This window comes from Peptostreptococcus russellii, assembly GCF_900110295.1.
GTDB lineage: Bacteria > Bacillota > Clostridia > Peptostreptococcales > Peptostreptococcaceae > Peptostreptococcus > Peptostreptococcus russellii_A.
The window spans coordinates 1-17,254 of sequence record NZ_FODF01000022.1 but is presented as its reverse complement, the minus strand read 5'-3'; the positions used below and the strand labels follow the sequence as shown (position 1 = coordinate 17,254).

At 28.8% G+C, this 17,254-nt stretch carries 15 protein-coding genes; 10 read left to right on the top strand and 5 right to left on the bottom strand.

Annotated features, from left to right (window positions below; all coding sequences use genetic code 11):
* Positions 1-399 precede the first annotated feature (399 nt).
* From BMY82_RS08225 to BMY82_RS08210, 4 genes are all read left to right on the top strand, one after another.
* Positions 400-1,593, top strand: a complete 1,194-nt coding sequence (locus tag BMY82_RS08225; protein ID WP_091976075.1) for an SAM-dependent methyltransferase — start codon at positions 400-402, stop codon at positions 1,591-1,593.
* A gap of 298 nt (positions 1,594-1,891) precedes the next feature.
* Entirely contained in the window at positions 1,892-3,778 is a 1,887-nt protein-coding gene (locus BMY82_RS08220) for a phosphocholine cytidylyltransferase/choline kinase family protein (RefSeq protein ID WP_091976074.1), read from the top strand.
* Positions 3,779-3,912: 134 nt separating this feature from the next.
* On the top strand, positions 3,913-4,854 hold the full coding sequence (locus BMY82_RS08215; protein ID WP_091976073.1) for a DMT family transporter: 942 nt from the start codon (positions 3,913-3,915) through the stop codon (positions 4,852-4,854).
* Positions 4,855-5,069: 215 nt separating this feature from the next.
* Positions 5,070-5,759: a sugar phosphate nucleotidyltransferase gene (locus BMY82_RS08210; protein ID WP_091976072.1), complete on the top strand. Its 690-nt coding sequence runs from the start codon at positions 5,070-5,072 to the stop codon at positions 5,757-5,759.
* A gap of 71 nt (positions 5,760-5,830) precedes the next feature.
* Here the strand turns inward: BMY82_RS08210 and BMY82_RS08205 are convergent, their stop codons facing one another.
* Positions 5,831-7,135: a shikimate kinase gene (locus BMY82_RS08205; protein ID WP_091976071.1), complete on the bottom strand. Its 1,305-nt coding sequence runs from the start codon at positions 7,133-7,135 to the stop codon at positions 5,831-5,833.
* A gap of 332 nt (positions 7,136-7,467) precedes the next feature.
* On the opposite strand from BMY82_RS08205, the gene truA reads away from it, so the two are divergent.
* The 6 genes from truA (at position 7,468) to rpsI (ending at position 13,439) form a co-directional block, all read left to right on the top strand.
* Positions 7,468-8,208, top strand: coding sequence for a tRNA pseudouridine(38-40) synthase TruA (gene truA / locus BMY82_RS08200; protein ID WP_091976070.1), 741 nt, complete (start codon positions 7,468-7,470; stop codon positions 8,206-8,208).
* A 351-nt stretch (positions 8,209-8,559) separates the two neighbouring features.
* The gene (locus BMY82_RS08195) at positions 8,560-9,630 is read left to right on the top strand and encodes a pyridoxal-phosphate-dependent aminotransferase family protein (protein ID WP_091976069.1); all 1,071 of its coding nucleotides are present in this window, start codon (positions 8,560-8,562) and stop codon (positions 9,628-9,630) included.
* Positions 9,631-9,915: 285 nt separating this feature from the next.
* The gene (locus BMY82_RS08190) at positions 9,916-10,881 is read left to right on the top strand and encodes an NAD(P)-dependent oxidoreductase (protein WP_091976068.1); all 966 of its coding nucleotides are present in this window, start codon (positions 9,916-9,918) and stop codon (positions 10,879-10,881) included.
* A gap of 26 nt (positions 10,882-10,907) precedes the next feature.
* The gene (locus tag BMY82_RS08185) at positions 10,908-12,137 is read left to right on the top strand and encodes a DUF1015 domain-containing protein (RefSeq protein WP_091976067.1); all 1,230 of its coding nucleotides are present in this window, start codon (positions 10,908-10,910) and stop codon (positions 12,135-12,137) included.
* 452 nt (positions 12,138-12,589) lie between these two features.
* Positions 12,590-13,021 carry a 50S ribosomal protein L13 gene (gene rplM / locus BMY82_RS08180; protein ID WP_091976066.1) on the top strand — a complete coding sequence of 144 codons (432 nt, stop codon included), beginning with the start codon at positions 12,590-12,592 and terminating at the stop codon, positions 13,019-13,021.
* Between the two features lie 25 nt (positions 13,022-13,046).
* The gene (gene rpsI / locus BMY82_RS08175; RefSeq protein ID WP_091976065.1) at positions 13,047-13,439 is read left to right on the top strand and encodes a 30S ribosomal protein S9; all 393 of its coding nucleotides are present in this window, start codon (positions 13,047-13,049) and stop codon (positions 13,437-13,439) included.
* 71 nt (positions 13,440-13,510) lie between these two features.
* On the opposite strand, the gene BMY82_RS08170 is transcribed toward rpsI, so the two are convergent.
* The 4 genes from BMY82_RS08170 to BMY82_RS08160 form a co-directional block, all read right to left on the bottom strand.
* Positions 13,511-14,596: a cell wall-binding repeat-containing protein gene (locus BMY82_RS08170; RefSeq protein ID WP_091976064.1), complete on the bottom strand. Its 1,086-nt coding sequence runs from the start codon at positions 14,594-14,596 to the stop codon at positions 13,511-13,513.
* Positions 14,597-14,665: 69 nt separating this feature from the next.
* A complete protein-coding gene (locus BMY82_RS09490; RefSeq protein WP_180366765.1) occupies positions 14,666-14,803 on the bottom strand; it encodes a hypothetical protein in 138 nt (45 codons plus the stop codon).
* A 97-nt stretch (positions 14,804-14,900) separates the two neighbouring features.
* Positions 14,901-15,914, bottom strand: a complete 1,014-nt coding sequence (locus tag BMY82_RS08165; protein ID WP_091976063.1) for a cell wall-binding repeat-containing protein — start codon at positions 15,912-15,914, stop codon at positions 14,901-14,903.
* Between the two features lie 195 nt (positions 15,915-16,109).
* Positions 16,110-17,000 carry an SHOCT domain-containing protein gene (locus BMY82_RS08160; RefSeq protein ID WP_180366764.1) on the bottom strand — a complete coding sequence of 297 codons (891 nt, stop codon included), beginning with the start codon at positions 16,998-17,000 and terminating at the stop codon, positions 16,110-16,112.
* Between the last annotated feature and the right edge of the window lie 254 nt (positions 17,001-17,254).

The following is a 17,254-nucleotide window of genomic DNA, read 5'->3' as shown; positions in this document are numbered from 1 at the left end:
AATATTTGATACTCTTCTGTTAAAATTAGCAGAAGAGTATTTTTTATATAAATTTGTAGTTTTATAGAAAAAATCTATTTCAAAAAATATTTTTTTTAAAGTGAATAAAAAGTTTTTTTGTATATAATATAATTAAAGTTTTATAGGAATATAAATATATAACATTATAAAGTTAAATAAAGAAAAAATTTATAAAATTAAAAAATTGGAAGGTTGACAGATGTTTTATAATGGAGTATACTTATTTATGATGTATTGTATACAATATTCAATTGTAAAAAGTGTGATTACAGATAAGATAAATATTTTAGAATTTTATTTTATATTTTTCTAGCTTTTTATTAGTTATAAGAAATAATAGAACGGAAAATATAATAAGCTACGTTTAGGAGATAAATTATGGATGTAAAGGTTAAATTATACAAACAGATTTTGAAAAATTCCTTTACTGTTCCAGTTAGAATAAAGTACTGGAATGGAGAAGAAACTATTACAGGTGACGGTGGTGAACCTATTGCCGAGGTAAGAATAAAGGAATCGTTGAAAATAAATCCACTAAAAGACGATATTACTCTAAGTTTAGCAGAAGCTTATATGGACGGAAAAATAGAGGTAGATGGATCTTTGCAGGAATTAATGGTATCAGCATTTTCAAATAGTGAAAGTTTTGTAGAAAATAAAAAGTATAAGATACTTAAACTTGTTAACAACCACAATAAGAATATAAGCAAAGAAGATATACATCGTCATTATGATATAGGTAATGATTTCTATGCTTATTGGTTGGATAAGTCTATGACCTATTCATGTGCCTATTTTAAAAAAGAAGGAGAATCTTTAGAAGAGGCTCAAATGAACAAAATTCACCATGTACTCAATAAGCTTAGACTAAAAAAAGGAGAAGAACTTTTAGATATTGGTTGTGGATGGGGTAACTTAATTATAACTGCAGCCAAAGAATATGGAGTTAAGGCTACAGGTTGTACTTTGAGTATAGAGCAGTTTAACCATATAAAAAACAGAATAAAAAATGAAAATATTGAAGATATGGTTGAAGTAAAACTCATTGATTATAGAGATGAATCAAAAACAGGAAAGCAATATGATAAAATATCTAGTATAGGTATGTTTGAACATGTTGGAAAGAATAACATAGGAGAGTATATGAATTGTGTAGATAAACTTTTGAAGAGTCAAGGTTTTGCTCTTATACATGGTATATCTGGACAAAGAGATATCGATGATGATACTTGTGGATATAACTCTTTCTTAAATAAATATATTTTCCCAGGAGGATACATACCTTCAGTTGCAGAACTTATAATTCCAGCTAATAAAAAAGGACTTAAACTTATAGATTTAGAAAGTCTAAGAAGACACTATCAGCTGACTTTAGAGGAGTGGCATAACAGATTTAAAGAACACTGGGATGAAATAAAATTAACAAAAGATGATAGATTTATGAGAATGTGGGATATTTATCTTCAAAGTTGTGCAGCTGTTTTTGAATCAGGTCAACTTGATGTATGTCAGTACCTATTTGAAAAAGGTACGGATAATAGCAGACCATTGGAAAGAAACTATATGGTTTAAAAAGAGAGTATAGTCCCAAAACATAAAAATAAAAATAAAAACAAAAAGAGAAACTTAAAAAGAAATTTATTTAAAAAGAAACATATTAAGATCACATAGCATATAAATAAAAAAGAATAGCATATATAGTAAATTTTGTACAAATATACAAAATAGGAAAAGAAGCTGGCAATTTTGCTAGCTTCTTTTTTATCTTTAAGATATTGACATGATTTTAAATTTGAATTATACTTATGGTGTTCAAAATATGAACTTAATTGTAGTTGCATATAAATAAATTATCAAAGGGAGAATATATATGAGCAAATTATACGACATATTGTTACTAATCAATAATTCGGAAAGAGTATCTCAAAGATTTTTATCAGAAGAGTCTGGTATTTCTTTGGGAAGTGTAAATGCAATAGTTAAGAATCTCGAAGAACAGAACTATATTCTTAAAACAAATCAAAAAAGAGGTTATGAGTTAACATCACAAGGTCTTTCAGTTCTTGAAAAATACATAGCAGAAAATCAAGAGGATAGAATTTATTTAGAGAACTTTGATGACGAACAAACAGTAAAACAAGCTGTAATACTAGCAGCAGGAGAGAAGGAGATATTTAAAAAACCAGTTAGCTTTTTAAGTATGGGTGAAGAGCGTATTATAGATAGAATTATAAGGATTCTAGATGATGCAGGAATAGATGAAATAATAGTGGTTGCTGGATATGAAAAAGAATATTTTTACAATTTAGCTAAGACAAATCCAAAAATAAAAGTTGTTGAAAATAATAGATATAAATATACAGGAACAATGGCATCTCTTGCCTGTTGTAAAGATTATATAAACGATGACTTTATACTTTTGGAAAACGATATGATATTTGAAGAGAGGGCGATATTTAATTTATTAGAAGATAAAAATAGAACTTCCATGATTATTACATCTGAAAGTGGTTCAGGAGATGAGGCACTTGTTGAATTAAGGAATGGTATGGTCTATAAAATGTCAAAAGATATCCATCAACTTAATAAAATAGATGGTGAAATGATTGGAATTACAAAGATAAGCAAGGATTTTTATGATAAAATGCTTGAAGAATATCAATATAATAGGAACCCATATGTGAATTATGAATATATAATTATGGATATAGCTAGAGAATATAAGTTGGGGTATATAAAAATAGATGATCTTATGTGGTTTGAAATAGATTCTGAAAAACATCTCTCAATAGCAAGAGGACACATATACTCCTCAATACTTAGAAGAGAAGACGAGATAAGAACAGAGAATATAAAATCAGAATTAATAAATGGACTAGGAATAAATTGTGAGGATATATTGTCAATAGAAGCTGTTGGTGGCATGACAAATAATAATTACAAGGTTAATATTAATGGGGAATACTATATTCTAAGAATGCCAGGTGTAGGTACTAGCGATATGATAAGTAGAGCAGATGAAAAGAACAATGCTAGAATAGGTGCTATATTAGGATTGGATACGGAAATTGTCTATTTCAATGAATATACTGGAGTAAAAGTCAGTAGATTTATTGAAAATGCTGAAACATTAAATCCTCAAACTGCAAGCTATGAAGAAAATATGGAAATTGTAGCAGCTCTTTTGAAAAAACTTCATTTTTCCTGCCTAGATTTTGAGAATGAGTTCAATGTTTTTAGAGAGATAGAAAAATATGAAAGATTAGTAAAAGAGGCAAATGGAAAATATTATGATGCTGAGTATCCAGATGTAAGAGCAAGGGTGATGGCTTTAGAGGAAGAACTTAGTAGAATAGGTAAAGATTGTTATACATGTCATAATGACACTGTGCCTGAAAATTTTGTAAAGGGTGATAATAACAAAACTTACTTAATAGACTGGGAATACTCTGGAATGAATGATCCTATGTGGGATATAGCTGGTCATATACTAGAGTGTAATTTTAATAAAGACGAAGAAGAACTTTTTAAGAGCAAATATTTTAGTATAGAAAATCCTTTTAGAAAAGCAAGCAAAAAGGGAAATGAAATTGAAGAGGAAAAAATTCTTTTATTTAAAATATGCCAAGACTTTCTGTGGACAATATGGACAGTTTTGAAAGAAGCAAAAGGTGTTAGCTTTGGTGAGTATGGACCAATGAGATATAAAAGAGCTAAGGAAAATCTTGATTTATTCTATGATAAATACATGCAATAAAATATGTAAAGATTTAGATAAAACAAGGAATATTGTATAAGTTTTTATGTAATATGTATCAAGTAATTATTATCTAAATGAAAATATATGTATTTACACTATTAAATAGCTAGAACGTTAGCAGGAGGATATAAATGAAAAAAGATTATAGAAAGAATTCTAAGTTCGGAGTTGCATCGGCATTGTCTTCAGGTGCTTTATGGGGGCTTGATACAACTATATCTGGTCTTATTCTTATGATGAGTCCATACATAAGTATTAGTGAAACTGTATTTTTAGCACCTATTATTGCAGCTTTTTTGCATGATTTTTCATCTGCAGTATGGATGACTATTTTTTCAATAATAAGAAAAGATTTTAAACATACAATTTCTCTATTGAATAGCAGAAGTGGTAGATTTGTTGTTATAGCAGCATTGTTCGGAGGACCAGTTGGCATGATGGGTTATTTGATTGCAATTTCAAATATAGGACCAGGGTATACGGCAGCGATATCAGCAATGTATCCTGCAGCAGGTGCATTTTTTAGTTATGTATTTTTAAAAGTTAAACTTTCTAAAATGGGATGGTTGGGCTTAAGCATGAGTATTGTTTCAATCATAATACTTGGATATAGTCCAGATACAAGTAATGTTGTCAACTTCCCAGTAGGATTTATAGCGGCCCTTGTATGTGTAGTAGGTTGGTCTCTTGAAAGTGTAATATGTGCATATGGTATGAAAGAAGATGTAAGCCCTAAGGAAGCTCTTACAATTAGACAGATGACATCTTCATTTGTATATTTTTTGATAGTTGTATTTGTAATAAAAGGTGGTGGATTTGTAGCTGAGGCAATAACTTCAAATTCAATGATTTATATGGGAATCACAGCATTAGTAGGAACACTTTCTTATATATGTTATTATACTGGAATAGATACCATAGGTCCTGTAAAAGCAACAGGTTTAAATATTACTTACTCTATATGGGCTATGGTATTTTCTATGGTTTTATTAGGTGGTCAATTTAGCCTTAAATTAGTATTTTGTTCACTACTTATAATATGTGGATCAGTTCTTGTCTCTAAGGATAATTAAAAATAAGAATGAATAAAATGTTTATATTTATAAATAAATATTTTATAAAGTATTAATAATTAGAATTTTAAAATTCGATTTGCTCATAGAATATTTAAGGACAAAAAATAAATTTTGATATATAATAAAGTAAGATATTTTAAGCATATAAGAAGAAGGGAGATAGCTGTCATATATTTTATATTTATATAATTTGAAATGACAGCAATTAATATATGAAGGCAATAGTTTTAGCGGCAGGTCTTGGAACAAGACTAAGACCAATTACAAATGACACTCCAAAATCTCTTGTAAAAGTTATGGGTGAAGCTATGGCTGAGAGACAAGTAAGATTTTTAAAGGAAAGAGGAATAGAAGATATAACTATAGTAACAGGATATTTAGCCGAAAAGTTTGATTATCTAAAAGAAAAATACGGTGTTAAATTAGTATTTAATGATAAGTATGATAAATATAATAACATATATACAATGTATCTTGTTAAGGATCTTCTTCCGGATTCATATGTGATAGAAGGTGATATATATATGAATAGTAATATCTTTAGGTCAGATATTAAAGATACATCTTATTTTAGTTGCTATAAAAAGAATTTTTCTAATGAATGGGAATTGAAATTTAACAAGGAGGATAAGATTGAAGATATAGTAATAGGGAATGGAAGTGGCTATATAATGTGTGGAATATCATATTGGTCAAAAAGTGAAGGCGAACTTATTAAATCTAAGCTGGAAAAAATATCCGATATAGATGACTATAAAAATCTTTATTGGGATAATGTTGTAAAAGATAATATTGCAAGATTAAATATAAGAATAGAAAAGTTAGATGATAAAGATTTATTTGAAATAGATTCCATTGAAGACTTAAAAGCAACAGAAAAGGAGTTGCTTAGAAATAAGTAAGAAATTTGTATTAGTACCATAAAAACTGCGGAGGGTTAAATATAAATCCGCAGTTTTTATATTACTATTTATCAAAAAAGTTTCAATGTGTTTTCGAGTAAACTATCAAGATTAGATGAATTATCTAGAACATAATCAGAGACTTCTTCATAAAAAGATTTTCTTTCATCGTATAGAGAGAAAATTCTATTTGATGAATTTTTAAGAAGAGGTCTGTTTTCTATTTTTAAATCTTTTAAGATATTTTCACAGGATCTGTCTATAAAAAATACTTTGCTATGTTTTTTAAGCAGTTCTCTATTTTCTTTGCGCAAAATACTTCCACCACCTGTTGCAATAACAATTTTATTAAAAGATTCCAAGTCTCTAAGTGCTTGACTTTCAAGTTCTCTAAATTTCACCTCGCCATATAGCCTGAAAATATCATTTATTTTCATGTTTTCTTTCTTTTCAATATAGTCATCTAAATCTACAAAATTATATCCTAAAGAATCAGAAAGCATTTTTCCAAAAGTTGATTTTCCAGAGCCAGGAAGACCTACAAGGTATATTTTTTCATTATCAATATACAAAGATCTAAAATGTAGGTAAATTTTTGTTTTTATTTTATCTCCAATAGACGTATTGCTCCACAATTCAATTGATCTAATAGCTTGATAAACAAGCAATTTAAGTCCATTTTCAACCTTAAGTCCATATTTTTTAGCTCTTTGTAAAAAAAGTGTGCTGTATGGATTGTATATAAAATCAATAGCACATTGAAAATTTTTAAAATACTTCTCATCTAATGGAGAATTATCTATATGGGGGTACATTCCTAAAGGAGTAGTATTAAAAACAATACTAGCCTTAATATCATCTAATTCATGATAGGATATAAAAATAATTTTTGTTTTACCTTTGTAAAAATCCTTGTATTTGTCAGCACTTCTACTTGCAATATATATTTTTTCTGCATTATGCAAGCTAAGAAAATGAATTAAAGGTTTAGAAGCACCACCATAGCCTAAAATAAGAAAAGTTTTATCTTCAACAGGCATATATTTTTCAAGTGTTTTTTCTATACCATAGTAATCTGTATTAAATCCTTTTAAATTTGATTTTGAACTAACTATTGTATTTACTGCATCTATTTCCCTTGCATTAGTATCTATGCTATCTAAATATTCAATTACAGATTTTTTGTAGGGCATTGTTACATTAACCCCGTTTAAAGTTCCATCCCTCAAAAGATTTATATGTTTTTCTAAAGCTTCTTTTTCAAAATCTATTAAAGAGTAATCGGCATCGTATGATATTAAATCATAGACATAAGTATGTATTAGTGGAGATAAAGAATGAGATAAACCCTCTCCAAAAAGTCCATGTTTCTTCATAAAAATACTCCTTTCGTATAACTATAAAAAAGGAAATAAATATGGTTTGCAAATCATTTCCTAAAAAGATTATAGCAAAAATAAGTATATAATACTATGAAATACTAAAATAAGACAGGGATATTACCACATAAAATAAAGGCTTAAAGATATAAAAATATTATAATATTTATATAGTTATTATGATAAAATGTTAAGTACTAGTTATATTGATAAAGTTGTTTATTTTAAAAGTATGTAAATATAGTTAGGATAGTTCACATAAAATATTAAAAAAGAGTTTAATAAAAATGAAATACAGAACAAGAAATGAGATATAGAAAGGAAAGACTATGGATAAGAAAAATATAAAAATAATAGTTTCATATAATGGAAAAAATTACTGTGGTTGGCAAAAACAGAAAAATTCACTTGGAATACAAGGAGAATTAGAATATGCTTGCCAAAAAGCTTTTAAGCAAAAAGATATAGAAATCATAGGTTCAGGTAGAACTGATGCTGGTGTTCATGCACTGGGTCAGGTGGCTAATTTTTTGGTGGAAACAAGCATACCTGTAGAGAGATTTCCAGAAATACTAAATAATAACTTGCCAAAGGATATTGCAGTATTAGATGCAGAGGAAGTAGATATAAATTTTCATTCAAGATATTCTGCCCATAGAAAAACATATAGATACTACATTTATCCATCTAGAATAAGAAGTCCATTTTATAAAGATACTTCTTATCAAGTAAAATATAATCTAGATATAGAAAAAATGAAAAGAGAAATAAAATATTTAGTTGGTGAACATGATTTTTGTGGATTTATGAGTTCAGGTTCATCAGTAAAAACAACGATTAGAGAAATATATAGAGCTGACTTATTTGAAGAAGGTGATAGAATAGTAATTGAAGTAGAGGGCAATGGCTTTTTATACAATATGGTAAGGATAATAGTTGGAACTATGGTAGATATAGGAAGAGCAAGAATTAATGAATCTTTAAAAGATATTATTGACTCAAAAGATAGAAACAGAGCAGGCCATACAGCTCCAGCACAAGGATTGTTTTTAAAAAATGTAGAGTACTAGAATAAAATTAACTTTTATAAACTTTTCTATTAGCTGCAAATTTATTTCAATAAAATAAATTATAAATTGAAGTTATCAAAAAATTCTTGACAGATTCTATTTTAGGGTTTAGAATATAGATAATTTCAATTTAGCAGCATAGAGAAAATTGAGAATAGACAGATAATTGCAAAGCTGATATGAAACAAGCTGAAAGCTTGAAATTTCAAATAAGTAAGCTGTATTATACTATTTTTCAAGAGATACTGTTTGCAAAGATTGAGAAACAACTGCAATATTTAATAATGAAGTTGCAATCACAAATTGCTAAATATTGCAATTATAGAAAATATGAAAAAAGGAGGTCACACAATGGCTAAAAAGTTATTCATACCTGGTCCTATTGATGTTCGAGAAGATGTTCTTGAAAAAATGGCGACGCCAATGATAGGACATAGGGGAAAAGAAGCAAGTGCTTTGCAAAAAGGCATAAGCGAAAAGTTAAAGAAATTATTTTATACAGAAGAAGAAGTACTATTATCCACATCGTCCGGTTCCGGCCTAATGGAAGGTGCTATAAGATCCTGCACTTCCCAAAAGGCAGCTGTGTTCTCCTGTGGTGCATTCGGAGACAGATGGCATAAAATGGCAGTGACCAATAATGTCAAAGCTGATTTGTATAAAGTGGATATAGGAAAAGCAATTACTCCAAAGTTAGTTGATCAAGTATTATCAACAGGTGAGTACGATTTGCTAACAATCCAGCATAATGAAACTTCTACTGGAATTACAAATCCAATTGCTGAAATTGCAGAGGTGGTAAAAAAATACCCAAACATAATATTTTGTGTTGATGCAGTAAGTTCAGCAGCTGGAATGAAAATTGAAGTTGATAAATTAAATATAGATATTTTAATTACATCAACGCAAAAAGCTTTAGGGCTACCACCTGGAATGTCAATGTGCACATTCTCTAAAAAGGCAGTGGCAAAAGCAGAAAAAGTAGAGTTTCGAGGTACATACCTAGACTTGCTGGCAATGTATAAATACTTGAAGAAAAAGAATTATCAATACCCTTCAACACCTTCAATATCTCACATGTACGCACTAGATTATCAGTTAGACAATATCTTAAAAGAAGGCCTAGACAACAGATTCAAAAGACATGAAGAAATGGCAGAAACTGTGAGAGTATGGGCTAGAAAACATTTCAAATTATTCACTGATCAAAACCATTTGTCAAACACATTAACAGTCATAGAAAATACACAAAAAATAGACATAGCACAATTAAATTCACAATTACAGGAAAAAGGAATGCAGATTGCCAACGGTTATGGCGATTTAAAAGAGAAAACATTTAGAATATCACACATGGGGGATTACCAGGTTGAAGATATTCAATATTTATTAAATAGCATTGATGAAATTTTAGGCTTTTAATAAAAATTTTAAACTTTAATAGGGAAAATAGGCTTAATTTAGGCATTTTTTATGAAAATATTGAAAAAGATAATTTATTTTCGATAAATAAAACTTTAATTCAAATTTCATTCAAAAATATAGAAAGTATTAAATAAAATATAATGAATAAAAGATATATTTAAAATTTAGAAATATTATAAATGAAAAATGAATGGTAAAAATTGATATAGCTATTAGAAATTAGTAGTAAATATTAGTTTTAAGACTAAAAATTGATAGATAGTTTTGATGGAGGATTTGGAAATGAAAAAGATATTAGCTACAGACGGTATAGATAAAGAAGCAGTTGAAATGTTGAGAAAAAAGGGATTTGAAGTAGAAGAAAAGTTTTATCCTGAAGAAGAGTTGAAGGATAAGATTAAAGATATAGATATTATAATTGTAAGGTCTGCAACAAAGATTAAAAAAGAAATTATTGATGAAGCATTGAAAACTAAAAACTTAAAGATGATTATAAGGGCTGGAGTAGGTCTTGATAATATAGATGTAAACTATGCAAGAGAAAATGGAATAGTAGTAAGAAATACTCCAAGTGCAAGCTCAAATGCCGTTGCTGAGTTGGTTCTTTGCGAAATGTTGGTACTTGCAAGAAATGTAAAGATAGCCAATTTAAAGTTAGGTGAAGGTATTTGGGATAAGAAAAATTTAAAGGGAACTGAAATATATGGAAAGACTATCGGAATTATAGGTTTCGGAAATATAGCAAGAAAACTTGCTCAAAAGGCTTATAATTTGGGAATGAAAGTTATGTATAATGATATAGCAGAGTATGAAAATGAAGGCAAAGATTATAAGTTTGCAAATTTTGATGAAATAATAGAAAATGCAGATTATATTACAGTACACACACCATTAACAGAAAAAACAAAGTATATGTTTAATAAAGATGTTTTTAAGAGAATGAAGAACACAGCCTTTTTAATTAATTGCGCAAGAGGTGGTATAGTAAATGAAAAAGATTTATTAGAAGCTCTTAATCAAAATCAAATAGCAGGAGCGGCAATAGATTGTTTTGAAAATGAGCCAAGACCATTGGAAGATATAGTAAATCATCCAAGAGTAACAGTAACACCTCATATAGGGGCATCAACAAATGAAGCACAAAAAAGAATAGCGTACGAAATAGTAGATATAGTATCAGATTACTACGATTGCCTTTTAGAAGGTGCGGCAGGTGTTAATTATACAAATAGGGTAAATATTATATAGATATAAAAGTTTAAAGGAGTGTAGATATGGTAAGAGTAAAAGCTTTTAAGGCAATAAGACCAAATAAGAAGTATGTTGCAGATGTTGCAGCACTTCCTTATGACACGATGAATGTAGAAGAAGCAAGAGCAATGGCAAGAAATAATAAAAATTCATACCTTAGAATAGATAGAGCTGAAATAGATCTTCCTGAGGGGATAGATGTTGAATCAGATGAAGTATATAAAAAGGCAGGAGAAAACTTAAATGATTTTTTAAAAAGAGAAGTATTTATAGAAGATGAAGAAGAGCATATCTATATTTATAGAGAAATAATGGGAAATGTAGTCCAAACAGGTATAGTGGCTTGTGTATCTGTAGATGAAACAATAAATGGAAAAATTAAAAAACATGAGCATACAAAACCTGATAAAGTTAGAGACAGAATAAGGCATATAGAACACTGTAAAGCCAATACTGGAACAATATTGCTTACATATTATACAGAAGATAATATAGAGGATATTGTAAATAAAAAGACAAAGGAAGAGCCTATATACGATTTTGAATCAGAAGACGGAGTAAGACATACAGTATGGATTTTAAATGAGGAAGAAAGCAAACTTGTTGAAAGGGCATTTGAAAAAGTAGAAAATCTATATATAGCAGATGGACACCACAGATCAAGGGCTGCACAAGAGTATGCCCTTAAAATGAGAAAAGAAAATCCTCAATATACTGGTGGGGAAGAATTTAACTATTATTTGGCTATGATTGCTCCAAAAGACAATTTATATGTAATGGATTATAATAGAGTAGTAAAAGATATAGCAGGTTTTGAAAAAGATGAATTTATAGAAAAAATAAAGAAAAACTTCAAAGTAGAGAAATCTAATAAAAAAGTAAAGCCATGTAAAAAATATCAGTATGGAATGTATATAGACGGTCAGTGGTATGTTTTGGAATTTAAAGACAGAGAAAAACTAAAGGGACTAATAGAAAGCCTAGATGTCAGTGTATTACATGACTATTTAATAGAAGAAATACTAGCTATAAATGAACCTCAAAAGGATCCTAGAATAGACTTTGTAGGTGGAATTAGAGGAATAGAAGAAATAGAAAAGAGAGTAGATAAGGATATGAGAGTAGGCTTTTCATTGTATCCAACATCTATAGAAGAGCTTATGGAAGTTGCAAATATGGAAGGGATAATGCCTGCAAAGTCAACATGGTTTGAACCAAAAGTAAGATGTGGACTATTTTTGCACAGACTATAAAATATATCAAAGAGCTTTATTAAAATTAATATAAAGCAAAACCTAAACCTAAACAAAGATAAGTCGGGATTTCCCGACTTATCTTCATTTAAAAGGAAATAAAATAATAGAAAGAAAATGATGAAATATAAAAAAGAATACTAAGAAAAATAGAAAAGAACAGTAAAAGATTTAGTTTTAAAAATACTTGAATTAATTTTCAAAAAAAACGAGAAAAAGTAAATGAAATGTGTTAAAATACTAATGTTGCCAAAAAAAGGCAATGTCAGGATACAAAGTAAAATTCGCGAATAAAATTGCATAATAATGCAAAAACATTTCTGTATTCAATTGACATTTGGGCATAATAGTAGTAAAATATATGAGAATGTGTTAATAAGTCCACTTTTTGCCCCGGACTTTACATATATGCAGGAAATTTAAACAAATGTGAAAAGTTAAGGAGGGTCTTTATGAAGAGTTATATAGCTAAGCCAGCAGAAATAAAGAGAGACTGGTATATAGTAGACGCTGAAGGAAAAACTTTAGGTCGTTTAGCAAGTGAAATTGCAACAGTATTAAGAGGAAAGAACAAGCCAACATTTACACCACACGTTGACGGTGGAGATTTTGTTGTAGTAGTAAACGCTGAGAAGGTAGTATTAACAGGAAAGAAGCTTACTCAGAAGTTCTACAGATATCATACAGGTTATGTAGGTGGGTTAAAGGAAATATCATACAAAGAAATGATGGAAAAGAAGCCAGAAGAAGTTGTAGCTCATGCAGTTAGCGGAATGCTTCCAAAGAACAAGCATAGAGCAAGAATGATGACTAGATTAAGAGTATTCAGAGGTGCTGAACATACACATGCAGCTCAGAACCCACAGGTTTTAAACTTTAAGTAGGATATCGAGAGGAGGATTTTGATTAATGGCTAATGTACAATATTACGGAACAGGTAGAAGAAAATATTCTGTAGCTAGAGTTAGATTAGTAGCTGGAGAAGGTAACATAAAGGTAAACGGAAAGAACTTAGAGGATTATTTCAATTATGAAACACTTATAAGAGAAGTAAAGCAGCCTCTAGTAGTAACTGGAAATGAAAACAAGTATGACGTTATCGTTAAGGTTGAAGGTGGCGGATATACTGGACAGGCTGGTGCTATAAGACACGGTCTTTCTAGAGCATTACTTAAGGCTGATGAAGATTTCAGACCAGCACTTAAGGCTGAAGGTTTCTTAACAAGAGACTCAAGAATGAAGGAAAGAAAGAAGTACGGTTTAAAGGCTGCCAGAAGAGCACCTCAGTTCTCAAAGAGATAGTTCGTACTTTTATATTGCAAAGTATATACAAACCCCAAGAAATCAATATTCTTGGGGTTTTTTAATACACTTTATTTTAATTCTCTTATTTCTTTTTCTATATTTCTTGATACTGAATTTTCGCCACCGACTATGATCACATTTTTAATAGGATGTGTTTTTAGATAGTCTTTTGTATATTGGTTCAATTTATTTGATTGAGTTAGTAATACAGGTGCTTGTGTGTACACCGAAGCTATTCCTGAAGTTAGTGCATCAGGGAAATTTTCTCCATTTACAAGAATTATATTTGAAACATCCATTTCAAGTACTATTTCATATGCTTTTGCAATTTCTGTTGCTGTTTCATATCGGTCTTTTCCAGATAATCTTCCACTATAGTATTTAAAAATATCCCCAGTTTCTGGATCAGTAATATGGTGGTCGTTTAGTCCAGGGGCGTCAGTTCCAATAAAAGTTTTGATATATGCTGGCACAGAATCAAAACCACCTATTATAAACTGGAATCCATCCATAGAATCATAACCTTTATAGTTGAATAGCTTTGTAGAATCATATATTGCAGTTTGAGATACAAAAGGTATGGCAGATAACATATCTGGGAATTTATTATCATTAATAATTATGCAACTACCAATGTCTCCTAAGGGTTCATTTTCGTGATAGGCATCATAAATTAATGAATTTGCTTGCTCAGGTATGCTATCAACATAATTACATTGGTTATAACTATCGAATTTTACTTTATCATAAATTCTAGTAAATTTTATGTTTTTAGAAAGAAGTGTATTATCTATACTCTTATCCATAGATTTGTAGTCGCCTAGTATATAAACATGGTTGACTTTTTTATTTGCAAGTTCATTGAGTATTTTTGTTTTTATTCCATGGGAACCAGAATTTAAATAAAATGGAATTCTAAGTGTTGATGCAATATAGCTACCGTATAAAGAATTTTTAAATTCATTTCCATTTGATAAAACGGCATTGTTATTATCTGCGTAATTAATAAAATTATCATTTACATTAATAGCAGTATCGAATCTATCATGTCCAGATATCCTTGTAATATCAATACTTGCAGAGGAAGTTGAAGATGATAGAAATAATAGAGTTAATGCTATTAAACTTGCTTTTTTTATTTTTTTAATTAACATAATATACCTCCAATAAATAATAGTTATTTATAATAATGGTTTAAGAAAAACTATTTTAATATAATTTATTTAATAATTTATATTAATTTTAAAAATTTTTTTAACTTCTTTTTGTTTATAAGAAATTCCAACAACAGGTATTGTTGTAAAGTGATACTTAGTATATTCAGATTCTTTTTTATTGAAAAGTTTAGATAAAATTCCCATAATTTTTCTCCTCTTTAAAGTTAGAATTTACAATAAATTTTGTAGTAATTTATTGTATTGTTACATCTAATATCTCCTTATTTTTTATATATACTATTTATTTTAATTCTCTTATTTCTTTTTCTATATCTCTTGATACTGAATTCTCACCACCGACTATGAATACTGTATTTATATTATTTTTTTGTAAATAGTCTTTTACAGAATTATCAAGATGATACTTTGGTGTTAGAAGAATTGGAGCAGTATAAATAGCTGTAATTCCTGCAGAACTAAGTCCATCAGGATAATCTTCACCGCTTGTAATAACAACTGTATCTGGATTATAGTTTATTGAATATGGTATAGAGTAAGATTCTGCTATTTTTACAGAAGTTTCATATCTATTTTTACCCCTTGTAAGTGATGGATAATATGCACCGTTTCTATTTATAACATCTACATCTCCAATTATAAATCCAGAATCAACATCACTATTATCAAAGTCAAAAGTATTGTTGCAGAATTCTAGTTGTAAAAGCCATTTTGTATCAAATTTTGCAAGTCCAACATATGGTGCAGCATAAAGAGCATCATAGAAATTATATCCACTTACTGCTCCATAATAATGCCAAGTGATTCCATATAAATCATCATATGTAGTACCATTTAATTCCAATCTTAAATCATTTATTCTATTAGCAGTTTCAAATCTATCTTTTCCAGCAATTCTTCTAGGATAGATTCCAGTTTGTTTGTAAATATTGTAGATTGTGTCAGTTGAAATAGTATCATTTCCACCGATTAAAAAGATTGTTTGACAATTAAGTCTTTTTAATTCCTTGATAACTTCTGGAGGAATATAATCTTTACCAACTAGCAAAATAGGTGCAGTGACTTGGGTAGAGATTGCTCCAGACATTATTGCATCTGGGTATTTTTCACCACTAGCGATAATGGCATATTTGGAACTTGTAAAGTTCTCAGAACTTACATTTGCAGATGTTTCATATCTATCATTTCCAGAAATTCTTTTAATGTTAATTTCTGCAAAAGAAGTAGAGCCTGAAAAAATAACTAATAATAGTATTAAAAGAGCTGATTTTTTGAAAATATCAAAATTTAATTTCATGTTAGTACCCCCTTTATAATATAAATTTATATAAATTAAAAAATGTATTTAATTTCATCTTTAGATACTTTATATTTTGAATATATTTTTGAAAGAATTTTTATTTATTATTTTAAATAATCTACTATATACAAGTATGGTAGCATAGATACAGTTAAATTTCATATGCTACCATATTTTGTATTATATTAGCTATTAATTAATTCCAAGGTCGCTTTTGATTTTCTCTATAATTTCTTTGATTTCTTCTTCTGTGTAACCAGCTTTTTTTAGAAGATCAGGTCTTTTGTTGGCAATATTAGATATTTCATCTTCAATGCCTGCAAGTTTATCCTTTATATTAGATAGTTCAGATTCGCTGTTAGAAGAATTTATGGCATCATCACAAACTGATTTTGCTTGTTGGCATACATTTTTCATACGGTCTAGATATTTATTTTGGTCATCATTTTTACCATAGTCAAGAGAGTTTTCCTTGTCTGTAAAGTATTGCTTTGCCTGATTGATTGCATCTTTACGTTCTGGGTTGGACATGTCCTTAACAGTATTCTTTAAATCACTGTATTTTTGATTTATATCTTTGAAATCTGACCAAGACTTGTTATCGAAGTCCTTCCAGTCATTAGTTACGTTACTTTCTTGAGATGACTCAATTGTTTGTGATTGTTCTGTAGGTTTTGTATTTTGATTTGCCTGTTCTTCTTTGTTTTTATTGTTCATATACATAGCAAAGATTGCTATAATGGCTACAACACCAACAATTACGATTGCAGTTGATTTTGAGCTAGAAGATTTAGAATTTTTTTCTTCACTAGGGTAATTATCTTGATTTTCATCATCATTTGAATTTTCATTTGAATCATTTTTTTTGGATTGTGGATATTTTTCATCTTTATTATTTACTTCATTTTCACTTGTTGATTGTTTTGTAAAATTAGCAGATTTTTCTTTAGCTAGACTATCTTTGTCTTGAAAATCTTCATCTAAGAACTCTGCTTTCTTCTTATCAAATTCTTCTTGGCTAATAACACCTTCATCAAGAAGTTTTTTTAGCTCACGTAAATCATCAGCATTTATATTACTCAAAAAAATCGCCTCCTTAAAGCAAAATAAATAAAAATTTATATAAAATGAAATAATATTAAATACCCTATACCAATATATTACAATGTTTTAAATAAACATACAAGATAATATTTAAAGATTAAGAAAAAATAATATTTTATATACTAATTATTGATAAAAATAGTAGAGTGTATTTTAAACAAAAGGTTTTCATGTTATAATGATGGTACATAAAAATTATAGGGGAGGAAGAAAATGAGTAAGAGTATTAAAAA

Coding starts and splice junctions, on each gene's coding strand:
- BMY82_RS08225 (WP_091976075.1), top strand. CDS start 400: ATGGATGTAAAGGTTAAATTATACAAACAGATTTTGAAAAATTCCTTT.
- BMY82_RS08220 (WP_091976074.1), top strand. CDS start 1,892: ATGAGCAAATTATACGACATATTGTTACTAATCAATAATTCGGAAAGA.
- BMY82_RS08215 (WP_091976073.1), top strand. CDS start 3,913: ATGAAAAAAGATTATAGAAAGAATTCTAAGTTCGGAGTTGCATCGGCA.
- BMY82_RS08210 (WP_091976072.1), top strand. CDS start 5,070: ATGAAGGCAATAGTTTTAGCGGCAGGTCTTGGAACAAGACTAAGACCA.
- BMY82_RS08205 (WP_091976071.1), bottom strand. CDS start 7,135: ATGAAGAAACATGGACTTTTTGGAGAGGGTTTATCTCATTCTTTATCT.
- truA (WP_091976070.1), top strand. CDS start 7,468: ATGGATAAGAAAAATATAAAAATAATAGTTTCATATAATGGAAAAAAT.
- BMY82_RS08195 (WP_091976069.1), top strand. CDS start 8,560: ATGGCTAAAAAGTTATTCATACCTGGTCCTATTGATGTTCGAGAAGAT.
- BMY82_RS08190 (WP_091976068.1), top strand. CDS start 9,916: ATGAAAAAGATATTAGCTACAGACGGTATAGATAAAGAAGCAGTTGAA.
- BMY82_RS08185 (WP_091976067.1), top strand. CDS start 10,908: ATGGTAAGAGTAAAAGCTTTTAAGGCAATAAGACCAAATAAGAAGTAT.
- rplM (WP_091976066.1), top strand. CDS start 12,590: ATGAAGAGTTATATAGCTAAGCCAGCAGAAATAAAGAGAGACTGGTAT.
- rpsI (WP_091976065.1), top strand. CDS start 13,047: ATGGCTAATGTACAATATTACGGAACAGGTAGAAGAAAATATTCTGTA.
- BMY82_RS08170 (WP_091976064.1), bottom strand. CDS start 14,596: ATGTTAATTAAAAAAATAAAAAAAGCAAGTTTAATAGCATTAACTCTA.
- BMY82_RS09490 (WP_180366765.1), bottom strand. CDS start 14,803: ATGGGAATTTTATCTAAACTTTTCAATAAAAAAGAATCTGAATATACT.
- BMY82_RS08165 (WP_091976063.1), bottom strand. CDS start 15,914: ATGAAATTAAATTTTGATATTTTCAAAAAATCAGCTCTTTTAATACTA.